This window comes from Streptomyces sp. CB02261, assembly GCF_001905665.1.
Taxonomy (GTDB): Bacteria; Actinomycetota; Actinomycetes; order Streptomycetales; family Streptomycetaceae; genus Streptomyces.
The window spans coordinates 1-21,294 of the sequence record NZ_LIVX01000006.1; the positions used below are offsets into that span (position 1 = coordinate 1).

18 protein-coding genes and 1 pseudogene are annotated in these 21,294 nt (G+C 69.7%); 12 read left to right on the forward strand and 7 right to left on the reverse strand.

Annotated features, from left to right (window positions below):
• Window positions 1-1,211 precede the first annotated feature (1,211 nt).
• Window positions 1,212-1,385 (forward strand): hypothetical protein, encoded by a 174-nt coding sequence (locus tag AMK29_RS36760; protein WP_198942294.1) that lies wholly within the window; start codon window positions 1,212-1,214, stop codon window positions 1,383-1,385.
• A gap of 129 nt (window positions 1,386-1,514) precedes the next feature.
• On the opposite strand, the gene AMK29_RS36480 is transcribed toward AMK29_RS36760, so the two are convergent.
• Window positions 1,515-1,892, reverse strand: a complete 378-nt coding sequence (locus tag AMK29_RS36480) for a hypothetical protein (protein WP_073814882.1) — start codon at window positions 1,890-1,892, stop codon at window positions 1,515-1,517.
• Window positions 1,893-1,934: 42 nt separating this feature from the next.
• Here AMK29_RS36480 and AMK29_RS20310 point away from each other — a divergent pair, with 42 nt between their 5' ends.
• Entirely contained in the window at window positions 1,935-3,497 is a 1,563-nt protein-coding gene (locus AMK29_RS20310) for a hypothetical protein (RefSeq protein WP_143202927.1), read from the forward strand.
• Between the two features lie 912 nt (window positions 3,498-4,409).
• Here the strand turns inward: AMK29_RS20310 and AMK29_RS20315 are convergent.
• Window positions 4,410-4,667, reverse strand: coding sequence for a hypothetical protein (locus AMK29_RS20315; protein ID WP_073814888.1), 258 nt, complete (start codon window positions 4,665-4,667; stop codon window positions 4,410-4,412).
• 246 nt (window positions 4,668-4,913) lie between these two features.
• Between AMK29_RS20315 and AMK29_RS35795 the strand changes: the two genes are divergently transcribed.
• Both AMK29_RS35795 and AMK29_RS36485 read left to right on the forward strand, forming a co-directional pair.
• Window positions 4,914-5,309 (forward strand): hypothetical protein, encoded by a 396-nt coding sequence (locus AMK29_RS35795; protein ID WP_073814890.1) that lies wholly within the window; start codon window positions 4,914-4,916, stop codon window positions 5,307-5,309.
• A gap of 19 nt (window positions 5,310-5,328) precedes the next feature.
• On the forward strand, window positions 5,329-5,691 hold the full coding sequence (locus AMK29_RS36485) for a DUF6233 domain-containing protein (protein WP_073815764.1): 363 nt from the start codon (window positions 5,329-5,331) through the stop codon (window positions 5,689-5,691).
• Between the two features lie 59 nt (window positions 5,692-5,750).
• Here AMK29_RS36485 and ku read toward each other — a convergent pair whose 3' ends face one another.
• The 3 genes from ku to AMK29_RS20340 form a co-directional block, all read right to left on the reverse strand.
• Window positions 5,751-6,677 carry a non-homologous end joining protein Ku gene (gene ku, locus AMK29_RS20330; RefSeq protein ID WP_073814892.1) on the reverse strand — a complete coding sequence of 309 codons (927 nt, stop codon included), beginning with the start codon at window positions 6,675-6,677 and terminating at the stop codon, window positions 5,751-5,753.
• Window positions 6,678-7,400: 723 nt separating this feature from the next.
• Window positions 7,401-7,796, reverse strand: coding sequence for a hypothetical protein (locus AMK29_RS36490; protein WP_073814894.1), 396 nt, complete (start codon window positions 7,794-7,796; stop codon window positions 7,401-7,403).
• A gap of 34 nt (window positions 7,797-7,830) precedes the next feature.
• Entirely contained in the window at window positions 7,831-8,700 is an 870-nt protein-coding gene (locus AMK29_RS20340; RefSeq protein ID WP_073814895.1) for an alpha/beta fold hydrolase, read from the reverse strand.
• A 121-nt stretch (window positions 8,701-8,821) separates the two neighbouring features.
• Here AMK29_RS20340 and AMK29_RS20345 point away from each other — a divergent pair, with 121 nt between their 5' ends.
• Both AMK29_RS20345 and AMK29_RS20350 read left to right on the forward strand, forming a co-directional pair.
• Complete coding sequence (locus AMK29_RS20345; RefSeq protein ID WP_073814897.1) at window positions 8,822-9,406, forward strand: TetR/AcrR family transcriptional regulator; 585 nt, start codon at window positions 8,822-8,824, stop codon at window positions 9,404-9,406.
• Window positions 9,407-9,730: 324 nt separating this feature from the next.
• Window positions 9,731-10,180: a hypothetical protein gene (locus AMK29_RS20350; RefSeq protein WP_198942295.1), complete on the forward strand. Its 450-nt coding sequence runs from the start codon at window positions 9,731-9,733 to the stop codon at window positions 10,178-10,180.
• A gap of 121 nt (window positions 10,181-10,301) precedes the next feature.
• On the opposite strand, the gene AMK29_RS20355 is transcribed toward AMK29_RS20350, so the two are convergent.
• The gene (locus AMK29_RS20355) at window positions 10,302-11,000 is read right to left on the reverse strand and encodes a hypothetical protein (protein ID WP_158071344.1); all 699 of its coding nucleotides are present in this window, start codon (window positions 10,998-11,000) and stop codon (window positions 10,302-10,304) included.
• A 317-nt stretch (window positions 11,001-11,317) separates the two neighbouring features.
• On the opposite strand from AMK29_RS20355, the gene AMK29_RS20360 reads away from it, so the two are divergent.
• Complete coding sequence (locus AMK29_RS20360) at window positions 11,318-12,304, forward strand: endonuclease/exonuclease/phosphatase family protein (protein ID WP_241845567.1); 987 nt, start codon at window positions 11,318-11,320, stop codon at window positions 12,302-12,304.
• Here AMK29_RS20360 and AMK29_RS20365 read toward each other — a convergent pair.
• A complete protein-coding gene (locus tag AMK29_RS20365) occupies window positions 12,297-13,367 on the reverse strand; it encodes a DUF5954 family protein (protein ID WP_241845568.1) in 1,071 nt (356 codons plus the stop codon). The two genes, AMK29_RS20360 and AMK29_RS20365, sit on opposite strands and share 8 nt — an antisense overlap.
• 934 nt (window positions 13,368-14,301) lie before the next feature.
• Here AMK29_RS20365 and AMK29_RS20375 point away from each other — a divergent pair.
• The 5 genes and pseudogenes from AMK29_RS20375 to AMK29_RS20395 all read left to right on the forward strand — a co-directional run bounded on the left by AMK29_RS20375 (window position 14,302) and on the right by AMK29_RS20395 (window position 21,290).
• Entirely contained in the window at window positions 14,302-15,510 is a 1,209-nt protein-coding gene (locus AMK29_RS20375) for a phospholipase D-like domain-containing protein (RefSeq protein WP_158071345.1), read from the forward strand.
• A 501-nt stretch (window positions 15,511-16,011) separates the two neighbouring features.
• Entirely contained in the window at window positions 16,012-16,203 is a 192-nt protein-coding gene (locus AMK29_RS36495; RefSeq protein WP_158071346.1) for a DUF5959 family protein, read from the forward strand.
• Window positions 16,204-16,231: 28 nt separating this feature from the next.
• Window positions 16,232-16,462 carry a hypothetical protein gene (locus AMK29_RS20385; protein WP_073814910.1) on the forward strand — a complete coding sequence of 77 codons (231 nt, stop codon included), beginning with the start codon at window positions 16,232-16,234 and terminating at the stop codon, window positions 16,460-16,462.
• Between the two features lie 382 nt (window positions 16,463-16,844).
• Window positions 16,845-20,292: pseudogene (locus AMK29_RS20390) on the forward strand (DNA polymerase III subunit alpha).
• The gene (locus AMK29_RS20395; protein WP_073814913.1) at window positions 20,289-21,290 is read left to right on the forward strand and encodes a DNA polymerase Y family protein; all 1,002 of its coding nucleotides are present in this window, start codon (window positions 20,289-20,291) and stop codon (window positions 21,288-21,290) included. Before AMK29_RS20390 ends, AMK29_RS20395 begins: the two are co-directional and overlap by 4 nt.
• Window positions 21,291-21,294: the final 4 nt, after the last annotated feature.

A 21,294-nucleotide genomic window follows, 5' to 3' on the forward strand; every position in this document is an offset into this window, starting at 1 on the left:
CTTCGTCCCTCTTGGGCTTTCGCTGCGCTTCGTCCCTCTTGGGCTTTCGCTGCGCTTCAGCCCTCAAGCAGGTTCACTCCGCTTCCTTGCTTGGGGACCTGTCCGCTGCGCTCCCAGGTCGAGCCCGCTCCGCGGGCTGCTGGCTACGGGGAGGGGGCTCGGGGTTCGCTCCCGACCCTGCCCTTTTTCTCCGGGGCTTGGGTTTTCGCTCGGCCCGGGGTGGCGGGTCCGCTGCCCTCCCTCGCCTTAACGGTCCTTCCGGCTGCGCCTCCAGGACCGTGTGGCCCGCTGCCGCAGGCCCGGCTGGCCGGGGGTGCTACTCCCATGAGCCGGCGTGAATTTCGTGGGCCGCTCTCGCGGTGAAGGTGCTGTCGATGGGGACGCCCCACCGGGTGGCTGCCTGGATAAGAGCTTCTTCCACTTCATGGGAGGGCCGGCCCCAATGTGTCGAGCAGGTCTCCTCCCACACCATCCGGATCTTCATCGCCTGTTCCGCCATGTGCAGGAGGTCTGATGCGGATGCCCTAGGTCTCATGCTGTTCTCCCGACATGCTGGAGCTGGGTGCGCTACGCCAGTTCGAGCATGTCGGGCAAGGGTGGTGAGCGGTAGACGGGGAGAAGTGCCGCTTTGTTCGCCGCGCTCCTGAAGCCTCGCGGCTTGCTCGCTTGCCTTCCCACGTGCATCACAGGGATTCAGCATGTAGGTTTGGCGAAAATGAGGCATACGCTGGGGCGAAAAATGGCGATCGACAAAGATACCCCTGAAGGGCTTACTCGCAGGGCGAAAGGATTTGTCCAGTGTCACGGCCACTGGACCGGCCGTTACGAGGTGGAGCAGTACAGGGCGCGAAGGATTTGTCCAGTGTCACGGCCACTGGACCGGCCGTTACGAGGTGGAGCAGTACAGGGCGCGGTGGATGGACCACGGGATCCCTGCAGCTCAGGTCGACCGGGTGGCCTCCTTCGAGGCGGTCTGGCCCTTCCTCCCTCACCTCGCTATGACGGGGGCCTCGAACGCTCAGCGGGGATGTACCCCAGGGTCCGGATCCTGACTGGTACTTCGGGGCCGGCATGCAGCGTACGGCTCTCCCCTACTCGTTGATGATCGGCCCGAACGGGGAATTCGGTCTTCACTCCGGGAAGTGGGTTCCCCTGCACGCTAGTACCGAGGGCTGGGTGGAAGCCCTGGCCCTGACGGACCACGTCCGCCGGTGGGCTCGCACGACCACAACGCCCTCGCGGACACCTGGTGGCGCGGTACCGACTCACTGATCGCCGTCTACCGCGGCGAAGCCGAAGTCATGGACGCACCCCTATGCCTCACCGCCACGATCTACGCCGGACTCGACGAATGGGGACTCAGAGGCCGCGGCCCCGGGGGCTGAGCTCTCAAATAGCACCCCGTCCGAGCCTCCACCCCAAAAAGGAACCTAGAAATGCAGGGAATCTCACTCAGGGAACACCAGGTCGACCAGAATTCGGCGTTCCATAAATGGGTGGGATTTTCTGCAAGATCATCTGTACCCCCGAGGGGGCGCGGGCCATGGGGGTGTCCGCGACAGGGCCCGGGAAGGCGAGTTGGTGATCGCGGCGCCGATCACGTCGTGGCCGCGCTGGGGCTTGCCGCCGGCCTCCCAGAGGCTGCCCTCCTCGTCGAAGATGTCCAGGTAGGTCTGGAGGCTGGGGGCCTCACCGAAGGCGATCTGCCGCTTCATGAAGGCACAGGCGTTGGGGGTGATCCGTCCTTCGAGGCGGTCCACCTTCTCGCGGACCTCGGCGCACTCGCCGCCCTCGGCGGTCGCGGCGGCGATGGTCGGCGCGCCGATGGTGAGGCCGGCGAGGAGAGTGGCAACCGCGAGCAGTCCGGTGCGTGTATGCCGCCGTATATTCATGTTGTTCCTCGTTCGTGATCGCTTGACTGTTTGATCGCTTCGATGGATCAAGCTTCGTCGGTGGCGCCGGAGAAGACGATTACCTGCCAGGTAATGCCTCCGTTGTGCGACGATCACGACGTGGCCATACCTGCCCCTACACCCTTCGATGCGCCGCGCTCGCCCCTGCGTCCCGCGTCGGCCATGTCCGTCCTGGCGGCGCTGTTGGACCGCTCACTGCATCAGATGACGGAAGCTGCGGCAGACGTCCGCCTCTTCAACCGGGAAGCTATTCGCGCGGCGTCGGATGTGTGGGACAACAATCTGTTTCCGCTGTTTTGGGCCGCAAGCACGTCTAATGCTGCTGAACGCGAGCGGCGGGCGGCGACCGTATTGGAGTGGATGGCCTGTCTCGGCGAGCGGCAGCGCGGATGGATGACCGAGCAGGCCGCGATTGCCGGGTACGACATCGAATCGCTCCTACCACCGGCCAAGCCGCATACGCCAGGTCGCGACTATCGCGGGTACGTCATGGCGCCGCAATGCCGCCTTACGCGCCAGAGCGTGGATGAGCTGGTCCCCGACTACGATCTGACGGTGGCGTCCGTCCGCCACCTGCGGGTAGAGCGTGCGGGTACTCGCCTGACCGCCTTTCTGCAACTAGTCGCTGATCGCAAGTTCGCTGTCGATGAGCCCGCACCGCTCGCCCTGCTGGACGTGTGGCTGGATGACGTCACCGACATCGCCTTCGGCCTTTCGGACACGCGGGGAGTGATCCTGGACGCCGGAGTGCGGGAGATCGGGATTGCCCTGGGCCCGGGCGGCCGACTCCGCGCCGCCGGTGGCGAGTACCGCCTGGACGACCGTTCATGGCACCTGTCGATCGCCGGCCGACGGGCGGACGCGGCCATCCCTCCCCGCACCAGCCAGTCGGGCCGCCCGCAGCGGCCGCCAGGCGGAGACCTGGGCCCCGACGCACACGCTGCCGCCGTTCTTCTGCATCACGTCATGCTGGAACTCCGTTCCGTGCGCTACGCCGCCCGCGCGGATCGCGTCCCCGTACTGAAGCTGTGCCGAGCCTTCTCGGGGGCGGGTGAAGCAATCCTGACCGCCGGGTCGCAACGTGGTACCCGCCGCCGTGAGGCGGCCTTCCAGGAGGTGATCCGAACCTGGGCCGGCCAAGGAGGCCCGGATGTCACCCGCTGGTTTGCCGCCGCCCTCAGAGAACGCGCAGGCCGCCCAGACCTCATCGAGACACCTCGGGCTCCCGAACGAACGCCCCCCTCCCTCGCCGACAGCTCGCCCTCGTCCGGTACACCCTCACAGGCAGCTCTCGTCATGGCCGCCTGGACAGCGCCACACACCGACTACAAGACAGAGCGCCCGGCCGCCGCGCAGCTCCAACTCGCCCTGCCACCGCGCACCCCCGAGAACGCTTCAACGCCCCGGCGACTGCGTACCGTCGGCTGCACCGATCCGAATTCTTTTCATCTCCATACCGACGCGTTCCGGGGACCCGGCCCGTTCGCCCGGACAGGGAAGGCCACTGCCACCTGCAGCCTTGACCTGCACAGGGGTGCCTTGTTCGTCGCGGCCGAGGACGGCTGGAGCGCGTCCGTGAGCTGACCCTCACTTGCCGCCATCTACTGTGCACCGGCCAGGAGAAATGGAAGTGAACTCCGAGGAGGGCCCGTAGGTGTTTGAGCGCGCCTTCGGGCCCTCTTCGCGTTCCGCGCGTACGACGGGAACGCGACGTCCTGCGGCGCCGCTCTCGGGATTCAGCGCCGCCGCCCCGCCCAGAGAGACCCGGACGAGGCAGAAGACCGGGAGACGGCCATGCAGGCGCCCGGGAGTGCATCTGCGCGGCAGGCTCTGGCCCGAGGCGCGCGGCGGGGCGCGTGCGGAGCGCCGGCCCCGCGTGGGGATGCGTTCCTTGGTGGGCTGCGTCGTGTAGGTGAAAGAGCCGTGGGGGCGGTGTCGGGACTCGGCATCGGCAATGGCTGTGGGGGGGAGCATCCACAGCGTGGACCCGGTGGGCGCGGACGCGATCTACCGTGCGTTGGCGGCGTTGGCGGCGTTGGGGGCGGCGCCGGTGCTGGACCCGGAGGTGTGGCCGGGCGGTCCGCGGGACGAGGACCGCGCCCGGCTGCTGGCGTTTCTTGGGGTGGCTGGACGAGGTCGGGCCGGACCGGGAACTCATGCTCGCGCTGCTGGTGCCACGGCTGGAGCGAACGGTGTTCCAGCTCCTCGACCCCGACGACCCGGAGGCCGACAACACGCCATTGACGCAGTTCACGGCCCGGGCGGCGGTGACGACGGCGGCGGCCGCCCTGGGTGTCCACATGCACGGACGGCGCGAGGACACGGACGGGGTCCGCCGGTCTCTGGGCCGCGTGGAGTCCTACCTGATCCAGCTCCTCCAGGCCGTCCCACGACGTCCGCGTCACCATCGGCGACGCAGAACCAGACGAGGACGAGGACGAGGACGACGACGACGAGGGCGAGGACGAGGACGAGGGCTGACCGGAGCGCCGCCAGTCACCAGGTGGGTGGGAAGACGCGATTGTGCCACTCGTGCGGGGGCTCGATGCCGTCCCAGCCGATGACGGCACGGCTGGGCACGATCTCGACCGCGTCGTCGGGTGCGCCGGGGTGGGCGTGGGTGAGGTGCTCGCGTGCGGCGGCGTGCAGCAAGTCCGCGGGGGTGTCCAGGGCGGCGGCCGGGCCGGTGCGCCAGCACAGGGAGCAGCGGGGCTGGACGAACGCGGCGTGGTCGAGAGCGGAGAGGGAAGTCACCTGGGTTCATCAGCTCTGGGCGGGCTCTTGCGGCGTTCTGGGGCGGTGCGCGCCGTGCCTTGGCCCCCCTTGGGCGTGAAGGTGCGGGAGGCCGGGTGACGGCCGTGCGTCGCCCGTCTGGGGGCGAGGGGGGCCGGTGGGCGGAGTGTCGCCGGGGGGGGCTGGTTCCGGGTCGCTGGAGGGTGGTCACGGTCTGTTGCGTGTGGTGGCTGGCTTCCAGAAATCGAACAGAGGTACGTTTCTGAGGTGAGCGACAACGGCACCGCGAAGAAGGACCCCTACGGCTTCCCCGACGACCTGAAAAGCCTCCAGGCCCGGCTCCATCAGGCCCGCGCCGAGTACCAGGCCTTGTGCCGTGCCCTGCCCTGGTCGGTGGAGCCCCTGCCCGGCTGGCCCGGCACCGTGCACCCGCATACCGGCGAGGTGGCCGGCGGGCGTGAGCCGTCCCCCGGCTACACCCCGGAGCAGGCCGCCGAGGAAAAGCGGCTGTGGGACCTCGTGCGGGAGTTGTCGGTCGCGGTCTCCACACACGCGTACTGGAGCAAGCCGGAACGCGGCCCCGAGCTGATCGCGGCCAGGATGGCGCTGAAGAGCCACGAGGACGTCGCGGCCGCCGTCACGGGTGTGGCCGAGGCGGCGTGAGCGGGTGCCTGTCGTGGAGATGCCGATAGCCGACCGGCTGGAGAAGCAGCGGACGCTGCGGGACTGGCTGCGGTGGCAGCTGGACCAGGCCGAGCGGACGATCCGGGAGCTCGAGGCCCAGCAGGAGCAGGAGCGCCGGCGCCGGGAGGTCGCCCGGCGGGAGATGTCCTGGAAGGTGCTGCCCTCCCGCGCGGTCGAGGGTCATCCGGTGCTGCACCGCGGGAACTGCTCGACCGCCAAGAACATGCCATCCCTGCTCAGCAAGGAGGAGGTGCGGATGACGTTCGAGGAGTTCCCCGAGCTGGAGATGTGCGACCTGTGCGCCCCCTGGGGGAGCCTCGGAATCGACAAGCCTCCGGCACATCAAGGGCGGCGGCCCTGACGTGGAAACCATGGTTTCCATTTCAGGGCTGGCCCGCAGAGGCGCTCGGGCGGGAAGCCTTAGGACGCGCGCTTTCGGGTGGTCTTCTTCGCCGTGGTCTTCTTCGCGGCCGTCTTCTTCGCGGGCGTCTTCCTGGCGGGCGTCTTCTTCTTCGGCGTGGGCATCTCGTGCACGGTCGCCTCGCCCGTGGACGTCTCGCCGCGGCGTTCGCGGGCGTCGGCCACCGATGCCTCCAGCGCGGCCATCAGGTCGACCACCTGCCCGGCCGGCGCCGCCTCCTCCTCGACCGGCTTCGGTGCCCGGTGCTCGGCCTTCGCGGCGATCACCTCGTGGAACGCCTCGGTGTAGTGGTCGGTGACGTCCAGCTCGGTGATCGAGCCGACGGTCATCGTGTCCATCAGCGCGAGCGCGCCCTCGATCTCCTCCTCGGTGAGTTCGGTCTCGGGCGGGGTGAGCTCGCCGGAGGAGCGGATCTCGTCGCCCCAGTGCAGCCCGGACAGCAGCAGCGCGTCGCCCATGGGGCGGAGCAGGCCCAGGCGCTCGCGGCCCCGCAACGCGTACTTCGCGACCGCCACCTTCTCGTTGCGCTCCAGCGCCTTCCGCAGCAGGACGTACGGCTTCGCAGCGACCTGACCGTCGGCGGACAGATAGTAGGAGCCGGCGCCGAACTGCACCGGATCGACCGAGGACCGGTCGACGAACGCCACGATCTCGATCGCCTTCGCGGTGGGCAGCGGCATGTCCGCCAGGTCCTGGTCCGTGATCGGGATGACGTGGTCCTTGCTGACCTCGTATCCCTTGCCGATCTCGTCCTCGCGCAGCTCGCGATCGTCGATCGAGCACGTCTTGCGGTACCGGACACGGCCCCCGTCCTCCACGTGGACCTGCCGCAGCGACACGTCATGCCGCTCGACGGCAGCCTCCAACTTGCACGGGACCGTGACCAGCCCGAACGACACCGCTCCGGACCACAGTGGACGGGGCATCCACACTCCTCCAGGACCCCCCTGGACGTGCACCCAGGCTAGGCAGACCCGCCCCGTGATCGCACCCACTCCCCAGCACCAGGGTGCTCACGCGAGAGGGCGAGAGGGGGGCGGCCCGGCGGTACTGCCCCCAGACACTGGGCACCGGGCCTCACCCGCGCACACCATATCGGCACGGGCCAGAGCCGCCCCTACGGCAGCGGCACGGCCGCGGTCCGGGATCGGCCGGACCGTCGCCGAGGCGCCGCCGGGAGGGCCAGGGCTGAAGGGGCGCGGAGGCGGCGGGTTCGGCAGTCCAGTCGCCGGCGGCGGCGCGCTCGGCGGCGGCGCGGGCGCGCGGGTCCCGGGCGGTCGGCGCGGAGGTCTCAGGGCCGGGGCCGAGGTACCGGAGCGCGCGAGCGGGCGGGGTTGATGCGGCGGGGCGCGAGGAGCAGTCCGCTTCCCGGCTTCGGCTCGGGCGTGGTGTGGTCGGGCATGCATTCCTCCTGCTGCTGTGGGGCGGGCCGGTTGCCTGTCTCTGGTGTGCGCGGGACTTGGGGGCGCCCTGCGCGGTTCCGCCCGGGAGGGGCGGACGTGGTGACTGCCCGGCGCGGGGAGATCGCGGGACGGAGACTCGTGTGGGCTGGGCTGGGCTGAGGCGGCGAAGGAGGTACGTCACTCGAGCCGCATATGTGCGTGCAGGCACTGACCAGCAGGGATGGAGGCTTTCGCCGCCCGGGCAGGTCAGGGGTTCGCCTTCCGGATGTCTCTTATGAGGGCTTGCCGTTCACGGCCGGATAGGAGGCGTACCCACACGTATGCCTGCGCGGCATCAATGCCGTCCCACCCCGAGCCCGCCACTTGCACGATGCGGCCGCTGAACTCCTCCGGCTGTACCGCGACCACGGCGGCGTGGACATCGTCGTCGTTCTGGGACGGCGACGGGCTCCTCCCCCGCACCGACACACTGCAGGCGTACGCGAAGCGTTTACGGTCGGCGGCAAGACCGTCGCTGCCGCCCTGATGGTGCTGATCGCTTCCCTCCGCGCCCTGCTGCCGCTCGGCGTCGGCCTCGCCAGCGCCAAGCTGCCGATGCGTGAGGTCCCTGCTCGCCTCGGAGCAAGTCGACCATCGGGCCATCGGCTGATGGCCGACCTGCGCCGCGATGGCGTGTTCAGCGGGTCAGGAAGGCGAGGATTCGCTGGTTGACTTCCTGCGGCTTCTCGGCGAGGAGATGGTGGCCGGCGCCTTCGATCATTGCGGCGTCCGATCCGGGGGGCAGTACGGCGAGAATGTCGGCGAGTGTCGCCTCGTCGACCACGGGGTCCTCGGTTCCGTGGAGGTACAGGGTGGGCTGAGAGGGCAACTTGTCCAGCACGCGGGCCATCTCCCAACGCGGGGTGCCGAAGGTTGCGGCGGGGAAGTTCTGTCGGTAGAGCTCCAGGCCTAGGTGGAGCCTTTCAGGCGTGTTGAGTCCTTCCTTCATGGCCTTGCGGTCCTCGGTGGAGTCGTAGCCGGGGACGTTGCCCGTCCAGTGGTCCCAGAGCCAGTCGAGGTAGGCAAGGTCGTTGGCGGCGACGAGCTGGTCGGCTACGGCCATCTGGAAGAAGTAGAAGTGGACGTACCGCTCGATCCTGTCGGGATCCGCGCTGTTGCGCTCGTAGAACGGCAGGGGCGGGACGTCGTTGACGACCACTTTGGCCCACCGCTCGGGTGCGGCCGCGGCGGCTCCCCAGGTGGTGAAGCCGCCCCAGTCGTGCCCGATCAGGACCGCGTCGGATCCGCCGCCGAGCGCCTCGTGCAGGGCGTTGGCGTCGGCGATCAGGTCGGGAAGGCGCATGCTGCCGTCCGGCGGAATCTGGGAGGGGGCGAAACCCCGCATGGTGGGGACTACGGCGTGGTATCCGGCCTCGGCCAGCGCGGGCATGAGGTACCGGTAGAGCCTGGGTGTGTCGAAGCCGTGCAGCATCAGGGCGAGCGGGCCCTCCCCTGCTTCGACGTAGGCAAGGTCCAGGCCGTTGACGGTGATCCGCTTGTGGTCCATCTCAAACTCCTCGTCTCCAGAACTCACCATAACGAACGTTCTATCTAGTCCCCGGAAGCTAGCACGGTGTTCACGCGGTCCACAAGCTAGAGCGAACGTTTTATCTAGTAGGCTCGGCCACATGGCGACCACACCACAGCTGGGCACCCGGGAGCGCATCGTTCGTGCGGCTTCCCTGCTGATGCAGCGGCAGGGGTATGAGGGGACCGGCATCAAACAGGTCGCCCAGGAGGCCCAGGCCACGCTCGGCTCGGTCTACCACTTCTTCCCCGGCGGCAAGCAGGCCGTGGGCGTGGCCGCAGTCCAGCATGCCGACCAGGAGTTCGCCGACCTGCTGTCGGCGTCACTGTCCGAAGAGGCCGACCCGGCGAAGGCCATCGCCGCCTGCGCCCGCACGCTCGCCCGCCACCTGCGCGACTCCGCATGGGTGGACGGATGCCCGATCAGCGCGACCGCACTGGAAACCACCGGACGAGTCCCCGCTATCGAGCACGCCGTCACTCAAGCCTTCCAGCACTGGCGGGACATCGTGGCAGACACGCTTCGCGGAGCCGGATTCCCGGAGGGCGACGCAAACGACCTGGCCACCACCGTCATCAGCACCCTCGAAGGCGCCGAACTCACCGCACAGGTCTACAAGAGCGAGACGCCTCTGACGGTCGCCGGCGAGCACATGGCCCGGCTCATCAACTCCTACAAGGGGTAGAGCTCCATCCCACTCGTGCGTGTCGTCGGTACACACGCACAAAACCATATGATCACCCGGTTCGCGGCGCCTGTTCAGGGCACTCGGAGGGCCTGCAAAGAGGGCGGGCAAGTGGACGAGTCGGATGTTTCGCAGCGGGGGCCGGTCCGGATGGTAGCGGCGAACGTCGTGAGAGCACCGGCGACGAGTACCGCGCTAGGGAGTCCCACGGGGACGAAGAACGCCCCGGACTACTGAGGTTGAACTCGTGGTGTCGTTGCCTGTCGCGTGAAGGCGGACCGTTCTCGCCGAAGATTGACTGCTGCGGTGCGGTCACAACGAAGCTTGATCGAGATGTCCGGCTGGGAGTCTGGTGCCGTGGAAGACTTCACAGAGCAAGAGCTTCGCCACTCGATTGCTGAAGCCGACTCTCCGGCCTGGCGCGTCAGGGCAGCTGCAGGGCGACGGCTGGCGGCGGCGCCTCGGATCGAGAGCGTCGCCGGTGTCCTGCACCGCCTCCTCCTGGATGCTCAGGACACCGGGGTGACCTCCGAGACTGCTGCTGCTCTGCTGGCTCGGAGGGATCTGGCCGGCCTGCGTGCCGTGCTCGCGGCCCGTGCGGTGGCGTCTGACGAAGGGACGGCTGATCAGCTCGCTGCGGAACTCGACTGTGACCCACGCTGGGCGACCGGAGAGGGCGGCGTCGAGCTGATCACGCAACTGCGAACGTTGACGTCTGATTCAGACCCAGAGGTCCGCAACGAGGCCCTGTTGCGACTTTCGCGCCTGCGCTGATCAGGCGGGTGGCCAGTGGCCCATCTTGGTCGTTCAGTGGGACAGGACCGTCGTGTCGTTGCTCATTTGGGTCGGATGGTCAGGCCTGTCTCTGCGAGGCAGCCGTCTGCTCGGTCTGCGGTCAGTAGCAGGTGACGTACAGGTCGACGCCGTGCGGCGTGCTGTTGCCGGTCGCCTGGACCTGCCAGCCGTCGCGGGCGCCGCTCTCCGCAGCGGTCAGGGGCCTGCTGGTCACCAGAGTGTCGTCGTACCCGGTGACAGCCGCTCCGCCGCCGACGACCTTCTTGTCAGTGGCGCACTGCAAGACGCCGCCGGCGACGTCGTCGGAGGTCGTGTGGGTGTAGCGGGTCGTCGTCAGACCGGCGATGGGATCGGCGCAGATCGCGTAGCCGTCGACCCGCAACTGCTCCGCATGGACGTCGTAGCCGGAGACGATCCACTGGTTGGGACTGGCGCTCCCGGCCGGGCCGGGGTACGACTGGTTCAGGTTCCGGGTTCCGCCGTAGACCGTTCCGCCGCCGCCGAACGCAACCTTGCCGGTGGGGCAGGTGGTGACGAGCGGGGCGTTGCGGTCGATGGTGAAGTGGTACTGCTCGGCCACTTCGTAGCCGGCCGGGGCGTAGATGCACACCGCGTGGACCGTCACGGTCAGCGGCTTCGGCCCGCTGCGGGCCGCCGCGGTCCAGCCGTAGGCCCCCTGCGTGTTCTGGGCGGGCATGCTCTCGACGAGGGCCACCATGTTGGAGTACAGCGGCTGGCCGACCGTCGCATAGGCGCCACCGGAGATGGGGACCTGCCCCGGGGGGCAGCTGACTGTCACCGCCAGGTCGTCGCCCACCGAGGCCTGGCGCCGACCCCACGATGGACCCCCCTCCCAGGCCGGCGCGTCAGCGAGATCATCGAACCCCTCGGCACCTGACCCTCCCCCGACGCCCCGGCCCTCTCCGCCCTCGTCCCCGCCGCCAGCGGTGCCCGCCTTCACATCACCCTGTAGCCGCGCTCGCCGTCCGCGTACGACGGCCACCTCCTTGGACGCACCACACCGGCCGCCTGCCCCCAGCAACCTGGCGCCCGGATGCGACACGTCCGTCGTTAAGATCACCTGCGCATGTACGGACGCATCAGCCTCGGGACGGCATGATGCGCAAGAAGGGGAGGGATCTTATGGCACGGTTCGGTCGAGTTACGAGTGCTCTGGCGGTTGCACTGTGCGCCGCACTGCTTCCTGCGGCGGCGGCGCAGGCAGAAACGACGAGCGCGAAGACCTACAACATCTGGCAGTGGAACGTGGGCGGCAGCACCATCCACGGCGGGAAGTCCGACACAGGCATGGTGGACGGGGCCGTGGCCTCGATCGTGAACCGCAACGCCGATTTCGTAGCCTTCAACGAACTCTGCAAGGGGCAGTGGGACACCCTTGTCACCAAGCTGCGCGCGGCCGGCTGGCCCGCCGATTCCACGAACTTCGCCCGCTTCGAGCCCAGCATCGCTTCCGGCACAGGCGTCTGCGGCGGCGCCGCATTCGGTAACGCGATCTTCAGCAAGCGCCCGCTGGGCACCGCGGACCGGATCGCGCTGCCTGATGACCCCTCTTCGGAGCAGCGCAACATGCTGTGCGCCCCGCTTCGCGATGATTCCACCACCCGGTTCTGCACCACCCACATCGCGGCGATCAACACGGACAAGGGCGTGACCAACGAGCACAAGCTGCAGCAGTTGGCGGCAGTGCAGGTCCAGCTGGACAGCTGGGTCGGACAGGGCCAGACCGTCATGATCGCCGGCGACTTCAACGCTCAGCCCCACTACTCCTCGCTCGACACGTACTACTCGTCCAGCCTGAACGTCGCGAACCTCAACACGTCTAACCGGGGATCGTTCAGGGAGCTGGACGACAACGACAGCAGCAACTGTCTCGGGTACGGGGAGTGGACGGCCGACAATCCCAAAGCGCTGGCCCCGGCCGCGTGCGGCGGAATGCAGAAGATCGATCTGATCTTCGTTTCCGAGGCTTCCCTGGCGGGCCCTGGAAGCTACAGTGCCGACTCGCTGGCGATTGCCGAAAACTGCGACTCTGGTAAGTGCTCGGACCACCGGATCCTCACCGGCACCGTCAATCTCAAGTAGTTGCGAAGCCGTCCGGGCCGTTCAGGAAGTTTCTGGACGGCCCCGACGGACCCGATTGGCGTGCAGCGATGGCGGACGTGGCAGCCAGACTCGCCAGGCCCACCGCGAAGCACGCCCACAGGGAAGACGGCGCACATCCGGGCCTCCAGCCCTGCTGCCTCCCTGCCCCCCTCTCCGGTCTGCCGAGGTCGGAGGCTGTCCGCAGCGGGCTCACCCCTGAGACCGCCCTGACGGTGGGGACGGCGTGGGTGCGGCGGGCTCGGTCCCGCCGAAGCAACAGCCGTGGATGATGGTCCGTGTCAGAGGGCGGGGTCGCTCTCGGCGTTGTTGTAGTGGACGGTGCCGTCCTCGCCGAGGCGCGGGTGAAGGGCTTCAGGGGTGTGCGTGCTGATGTCGGACGGGGGCGTGGGCCTTCGGGTCCGTCGGGGCCCGGGCGCAGCAGGCGGCGGGAGCGTGCGATCCGGTAGAGGGTGCCGGCGGCTTGGACCTGGTTGACGTGGCCGGTGCGTAGTCGGTCTGCGGCGTCGACGGGGAGGGCGAGTTCAGGCGCCGGCCGGTCGGTACGGGCCACCAGGGTGCGTGCGTCGGTGTCCATCGCTGCGTCGTAGGGGATCAGGCCCTTGTGGCGCGGTCTCCACCAGGTCAGTGTGAAGTCGAGTATTTGCCGGGCGTCGTGGCCGCTGGCCAGCAGGCCACTGGCCGGCGTCCACGCCTCATCGGCGCCGGACCATTCAACGACGAGGAACGCGGTGGGCATCAGCAGGACATCGGGGTGGGTCTCCACTGCCCGGGCGGAGTCGGCCAGGACCATGTCGGGGAACCGGGTCCCGGAGTAGGCCAGTGAACGCAGGGACAGCCGCTCGGCGGCCTGGCTCGAGGACAGCGGTGCGCCGGGGTCCAGGAGGAGGCCGTCATCGATCCTCGGGCTGTTCGCGCCGGCGCCGCGGTTCCAGACGGGAGTGAGGGATTCGGGATCGGTGGGCCTGGGCATCTCGACGTCGCCCGCCGGATCGAGGGCCGCGTACTCCTCAGCCCGTACGACCCGGTAGCGGGTGGCGAGCACGGTGAGTTCGTCGACGGGCTCGGTCTCTAACCGGGCGACGGCCCGCCGAACAGCGGGCCCCGCACAGCAAGAGCAGGATGGGACAGCGCCGCCTCGACCGCGTCGGCCTCCCTCGCAGCCTCCACCGGCTCTACCGGAACCCTCACCACCACCGGCCACTCCCCCAACCCAGCGCCCTCATCACTCATTGCCTGGAGAAGGACCGAGCCGTTGTCCCGACGACCCGGGAGGTGGAAGCTGAGGGCGCCTCAGCCGCGCCGGTCAGGTAGAGGTCGTCCGGGCGGTGCCATCCCGCCGACTCCGGGTGAGGTCGCCGACGGCCTCGGTCGCGCAGCAGCCCATCCACGTGAGGGCCGGCCTGTGGCGTCAGCTGCTGACCACTGACGACCACGTTCTGGTGGTCCCTGAAGCACTGCACGTATAGGCCAGAGAGGGTGAAGGTGCTGAGTACGACGGCGGGCTGGCCGGTATTGTCGGCGAAGGGCGCGGGGCGGGACCATCCCGAGCGCGCCCTGGGTGGCGTCGTCGTCCTCGCCCCCGACGGTGGACCGCCGCACCGCGCCGGAGACGATGCAGAGCCTTCGCGCTGGGCGTGGCGCCGCTGCTGTGTTCCGGGGATGTGCGGGGCGAGGACGTACTCGGCGGCGGCGAGGCGGTGCCCGGTACGGCTGCCGCGTTCGAGGATGCGCGTGCGCGTGGCGCCCAGGCCGATCGTCTCGACGCCGCTTCTCGCCGAACTCGACGAGCACGACTGGGTCGTCCCGGCCTTCGAGCACATCGAGGAGCGCCACCCCGCCTTCACGCCCGGCCCACCGGGGCCAGCTTCCGGCCCGACCACAGACTGGGCGGGGCGTTGTGCGGGCACGACGCCGAGGACGTGAGAATGACCTCCGCCATGACATGCCACCGTAAAAGAACAGGAGATCGGGTAACCATGCGGAGAACCACCATGAGGCTGCTGCTGGTCGGGGCGCTGATCGGGGGACTGTACGGACAGCTTCTCGCCGGGGCGCCCACCGCAGCGGCCGCCCCGCCGCTGCCCACCACCGGAGCGGTGTTCAACGACCCGACCGGTACGCCTGAGCAGCAGAACGCCGTCAAGCAGCACATCATCGACGCCATCGACCAGACGGAGGGCGGCCGGACGCTCCGCGCCTCGATGTACGCCCTGACGGACACCGACTATTCCGGCGCACTGCAGCGCGCACACGCCAGGAAGGTCCAGGTACGGGTCGTCCTCGACCACTCCGAGTCGGACTCGCCCGCCGCCGTGGCGCTGACCGAGGCCTTGGGCACAGACATGACACAACCCTCCTGGGTACACATCTGTCCCGCCGGCCGCGCCTGCATCGCCGACACCGACGCGTCATGGAACGACGGCACCCCGCCCGTCAACCCCATCAACCACAACAAGTTCTTCACCTTCTCCCGCGTCGGCGCCGCCGGTCTCGCCGAGGACGTCGTCATCCAGACCTCGGCCAACCAGACCCCCGGCAACACCACCAGGTTCTGGAACAACGCCTACACCTCAGTCGGCAACACCGAGCTGTACACGGCATACGTGAACTACTTCAACGACCTGGCCGCCGAGCGCAGGAACACGAACTACTTCCGGCAGGCCAGCACCGCAGGCGCGGAGAAGTACTACTTCTTCCCCCAGTCCTCCGGTGACCTCGTCGTCGACATCCTCGACAACGTCACCTGCACGGGGAACACGACGGTGGGCTCCGACTCCCACAAGACGGTCGTGCGCATCGCCGCCTGGGCGCTCCACCGCTCTGCCGTCGCCCAGAAGCTCCGCACCCTGGCCGACCAGAACTGCTGGATCGAGATCGTCTACCGCGAGACCAACCAGCTCCCCACCCTCACCCACCCCCGCATCCGTCCGTACAAGCTGCTTCTCGACAAGGGCACCACGACCACCGGCGACGACATGTTCGTCCATTCCAAGTACCTGCTCGTAGAAGGCAACTACGCGGGTCACCCGGACACCAAGTGGACCTTCACCGGCTCCCACAACCTCGATCTGTCCTCGCTGCGCGAGAACGACGAGGCGCTGCTGCGCATAGCCGGCGACACCGTCCACGACGCGTACCGCGCCAACTACTACGCCATGCGGAACCACGCCACCCTGACAGGCTGAACGGATCGGCCCTCGCCGCGGCTGGCCGGGAGGACACCGCGGCAGGACCGGCCGGCCCACCGGCCTCGGCGATGAGGCCCGCACCCGCGTGAGCATCGGGGGCGCGGGCCTTCGTGGTGACGGTGCGGTCAACGGGCCCGGCTCCGAGGACTACACCCTTACCGGTGGCTTCGTCCCCCGGCGTCGAGGGGCTCGCCCTGCGGCGCCGCTGCGACGGCGTGGAGGCAGCACGAGCCAGACGAATGCGACAAAGTCGGCAACGGCGCCGTCCGCCAGAGCGAAGATCCCGTCAGCGTCGTTGCGCAGGGTCTCCTCGGCGGCGGCGAGGGAGGCCAGGGCTTCATCGCCCTCAGCAGGGTGGAGGCGACACGCATCCGGTCTGGGTCCGGGTTGAGGGCGTCGAACTCGCCGGGCCGGGGCTCGAAGGGGCGGGTCAAGAAGATCCACCCCTCGCTCTCGCGGCCGGCAGAGGCCCTTGAGGAGCTCGCCGCAGTTCGGTCCGTGACATGGCTGAACTCGGGTCGGACGGTCCAGTTCAAGATCAAGCCGTTGAGCCCTGGTGTGACCGGGGTGTCGCTCTATGACGGCCCGTCGTCGCAGGTGACGGTCAGCCTTCCTCTCTTCCCTGCGACCGGCTGGATCGATGATCAGCGTGCTCGCCTCGAAAAGGTGCGCCGAGCGTTCACCAGCTGATCGTCCAGACGTCGCTGATGCTCGGCTCGTGGTCAGCCAGCGGCTTGTGGTTCGGCGCGCGTCGTGGCGAGGCGAAACTCACCAGCAGAGCCAGACCCTGCACCGCGAGCCGACCGGGGTCGCGGTCGTGATCGGGCACGCCGCCCGGATCGCCACTGCCCTCGCCACTGGCGACGTCGACATGGAGGACGGCCAAAGTCAGGTACTGGCCGCGCTCAGCATCGCCGAGACCCTCGACGCCGCCTCCTGGAGCGCGTAGCGCGTGTCAGGTCGCCCCCTGGAACCCGGCGCCGTTGTCCTGGTACGTGTCCAGCCCTATCGCGGCCGACTCGGGCAGTTCATCCCTGCCGCGCGGGGGCCGCACCCCATCTGTCCGGCCGCGCCCCCGCCCGCACGGCTTGCCATGGCCGGGGCAGCCACCCAGCTCCACCTGGGCCGGCGGCTCGTCGCCGGCTAGGTAGAGCTGCGCAGAACCTCCGCTGTGTCCGCCCATAGGTATCCGTCGCCATCGGCAATCACACGCTGCCCCGGTGGCGGGATTGTGCGCCCCAGAGGTCGCATGTTCGATTTATGTTCGACTACTGTGAGGGTGTGGTCAGGGCTCTTTTATCTGGTTTGTGGGGGTTTATCCGGAGGTTGTCATGGGTGGCGGGGTGCCGCATCTGCATGTGGCGAGTGGGTTTTCGGCCCGCTTCGGTGCTTCCCATCCGAGCGCTCTGGCCGCCCGGGCCGCGGAGCGCGGGATCGGGACGCTGGCGCTGTCCGACCGGGACAACGTCACCGGAGCAATGCGTTTCGCGAAGGCCGCCGCGGCCGCCGGGGTCCGGCCTGTCTTCGGCGTCGACCTCGCCGTCGCCCCGCACCAGCCCGCCGCCATGACGGCGCCGCGGCGGCGGACCCCGGTCCGTGGCGGCGCGCACGTCGTCGAGGCGGCGCTGCGGGTGACGCTCCTGGCGAAGAACGTCGCCGGGTGGGGCCGGTTGTGCCGGATCGTGTCCGCCGCCCACCTGGCCGAGGGGGTGCCGATCGCTTCGTGGGACACCCTGGAGGCGTTCGCGGGCGAGGACCTGGTGGTGCTGCTCGGGCCGGCCTCGGAGCCGGTGCGCGCCCTGGCCGGGGGCAGGCCGGATGTGGCCGAGCGGCTCCTGGAGCCGTGGCGGGAGCTGGCCGGTGCGGATCTCCGGCTGGAAGCGGTGTCGTGGGGGCTCGCGGGCATGGGGCAGGGGTCGGGCCGGCTCGCCGCGCACACGGTCGGCCTGGCGGACCGGCTCGGGATCCCTGTCGTGCTCGCGAACGCCGTCCGCTACGCCGACCCCGAGCAGCACCGCCTGGCCGACGTGCTGGACGCGGCCCGGCTGCTGCGGCCGGTCGACCGGCGGCGCCTGGACTGCGGCGAGCGGTGGCTCAAGGGCCCCGGCGAGATGGCGGCGGTCGCGGAGCGCATCGCCGGGGACTGCGGCGCCGGTCCGGGCCGGGCGGCCGCGCTGCTCGCCGAGACCGTCCGTACCGCGGAGGCGTGCGTGGTCGATCCGGTCTCCGACCTCGGGCTGGGCACCCGGCACTTCCCCGAGCCGACGGTCGTCGGGGCGGAGCCGGGTGCGGGTGGGGCGATGCGGCTGCTGAGGCAGCGGTGCGAGGCCGGGATGACCGCCCGCGGGCTCGATGGCGACCGGCGGTCGGTGGAGCAGCTGGACTACGAGCTGGGGATCATCGGGCGGCTCGGGTACGAGCCGTACTTCCTCGCGGTCGCGCAGGTCGTCGCCGACATCCGGGACATGGGAATCAGGGTCGCGGCCCGTGGCTCGGGTGCCGGGTCGATGGTCAACCACAGCCTCTTCATCGGCCACCGCGAACCCGCTGGAGCACCACCTGCTCTTCGAGCGGTTCCTGTCCGAGCGGCGGGCCTCGCTCCCGGACATCGACATCGATGTGGAGTCCGCCCGCCGCCTGGAGGTCTATGACCGGATCTTCGAGCGGTTCGGTGCCGAGCGGGTCGCGGTGACGGGGATGCCGGAGACCTACCGGGCCCGGCACGCGCTGCGCGACACCGGCCTCGCGCTCGGCCTGCCCCCGCACGTCGTCGACCGCGTCGCCAAGTCCTTCCCGCACATCCGGGCCTGTGACATCCGCTCCGCGCTCGCCGAGCTCCCCGAGCTGCGCCGTCTGAACGCCGACGCGGGCTCGTACGGGCGGCTGTGGGAGCTGGCCGAGGGGCTGGACAAGCTGCCGCGCGGGATGGCGATGCACCCGTGCGGAGTGATCCTGTCGAACTCATCACTGCTGAACCGTCTGCCGGTGCAGCCCACCGCGCAGGGCAGGTATCCGATGGTCCAGGCCGACAAGGACGACGTCGAGGACCTCGGCCTGCTCAAGCTCGACGTCCTGGGGGTGCGGATGCAGTCCGCGATGGCCCACGCCGTCGCCGAGATCCGCCGCACCACCGGCCGCCAGATCGACCTCGACAACGCCGACCACGTTCCCCTCGACGACGTCTTCGCGTTCAAGATGATCCAGGACTCCGACACGGTGGGGATGTTCCAGCTGGAGTCACCGGGTCAGCAGGACCTCGTCGGCCGGCTCCAGCCGCGCGATCCGCAGGACGTCATCGCCGACATCTCCCTGTTCCGGCCCGGGCCGGTGCAGGGCGGGATGCCGGCGATGTACATCGCGGCCCGCCACGGCGCCGCACCCGTCTATCCCCACCCCGACCTCGAGCCCGTCCTCGCCGACACCTACGGGGTGACGATCTGGCACGAGCAGATCATCGACATCTTCGCCGTCATGACTGGCTGCGACCGCGCGCTCGCCGAGGTCGCCCGCCGCATCCTCGCCGACGAGAAGCGGCTCCCGAAACTGGAGAAGTGGTTCCGGGCGAAGGCCGGCGCCCTCGGCTACACCCCGAAGGTCCTCGACGAGGTCTGGCACATCGTGTCGTCGTTCGGGGCGTACGGGTTCTGCCGGGCGCATGCCGTCGCCTTCGCCGTCCCCGCTCTGCAGTCCGCGTGGCTCAAGGCCCATCACCCCGCCGCCCTGTATGCCGGGCTCCTGGAGCACGACCCGGGCATGTGGCCGCTGCGTGTGATCGTCTCCGACGCCCGCCGCCACAATGTGCCCGTCCTGCCCGTCGACATCAACGCCTCGAAGCCTGCCTACACCGTCGAGGCCACCGGCACCGGCTTCGGCGTCCGGCTCTCCCTGTCATCGGTCAAGGGCATCAGCGCAGAGCAGGTCACCCGGATCGCCGCCGGCCAGCCCTACAACTCCCTCCAGGACTTTCTCCAGCGGGCGCACCCCGCGCTGCCGATCGCCGAACGCCTCATCCAGATCGGCGCCCTCGACGCCCTCAAGGGCGAGCAGACCCGGCGGGACCTGCTGCTCCAGGCCACCGAGCTCCACCGCCATACCCGCACCCGTCCCGGCCCGGGACAGCTCCCCATCGACGACTCCCTCCTGACAGCCGGCCCCTCGGGGCTGCGGGAGATGACCAGCCGTGAGCGTCTGGACGCCGAGCTCGGCGTACTGAAGATCGACGTGAGCCAGCACCTGATGGAACACCACCACCGCCTGCTGCGGGAGATCGGAGCCGTCGACGCCACACACCTGCGCGCCCTGCACCCGGGGCAGCCAGTCCTCGTCGCCGGCGTCCGCGCCTCCACCCAGACCCCGCCCATCCCCTCGGGCAAGCGGGTCATCTTCGTCACCCTCGAAGACGGCTCCGGCCTCGTCGACATCGCATTCTTCGAAGACTCCCACGAAGACTGCGCCCACACGATCTTCCACAACGGCCTCCTCCTCGTCAGGGGAACGGTCGAAGCCCGCGGCCCGCGCCGCACCGTCGTCGGGCAGAAGGTGTGGGACCTCGAAAAGCTCGCCGCCGCCCGCCGCGATCACGGCCCCCAGGCCGTCCTCGACCTCCTCGACCACGCCTCCCCCGCACCCACCCCCGCCCAGCCGACCGCGCCACGCAGGCCCCTCGTCGACGGGACCACGGGCGCGCGCCTTCACCCGTACGCGGACCTCCAGCCCGCGGGCACCCGGTCGGCAGATCTCAACCGCCTTGGTCACTCCAGTTCCGGGAGCGCCGGATGAGCACGAGTCCCCGCACCCTGATGCGGATCCACTTCCACCTGCCCGAGCCAGACCCCGACCTCTACGAGCAGCTCCTGGCCGTCATCACCGACGTCACCCCGCAGGTGGAGGCGCACCCCGCCGACTTCTCCGCCGACGCCGACCTCACCGGCGCCCTGAGGTACTGGGGCCAGGACGCTGCCGGTCTCGTCGACGTCATCCGGCTCCGCGCGCTCGCGCTCCACGGCGTCCCCACCAGCGCGGGCGCCGGCCCCAGCCGGATGATCGCCGCCATGGCCGCCGCCCTCGCCCCCACGGGCAGCGCCACCATCGTCGCCAACACCCCCTACGACATTTCCGCGTTCCTCCGGCCCCGGCCGGCCACCGCGCTCCCCGGCATCGGCCCCGCCGCCGCCCGCACGCTCGGCCGGCTCGGCATCACATCCGTCGGTGACATCGCCGACACCTCGCTCGCCACCCTCCAGCGAATCCTCGGCGTCGCCGCCGGCCGCCAGGCCCACGACCGCGCCCTCGGCATCGACGACCGCCCGATCGTCCCCGCCGCCGCACCCAGATCCCTCAGCCTCAGCCACCGGTTCGACCACGACGAGCTCGACCCCGACCAGCACCACCGGGCCGTCCTCGGCCTCACCGAACAGATCGGGGCGGCGCTGCGGGACGATCGCCAGGTCGCCCAGGGGCTCACCCTGACCGTCACCTACGCCGACCGCAGCCAAACCACTCGGACGCGTTCCCTGGCCGAAGCCACCGCCCATACTCCCGCCCTCGCCGCAACAGCCCGCGAACTGCTCACCTCCCTCGGCCTCCAGCGCGCCCGCGTCCGATCGCTGTCGCTTCGCGCGGAGCGTCTCCAGCCCGCCGAGACGGCGGTCCACCAGCTCACCCTGGGGACCGAGGACGACCGGGCCCGGGACCTTGAGGCGGCTCTTGACCGTGCTCGCTCGCGCTACAGATCCGGGATCGTCGGCAGCGCCGCCGCGTACCGACACGCCAGCTGACCAC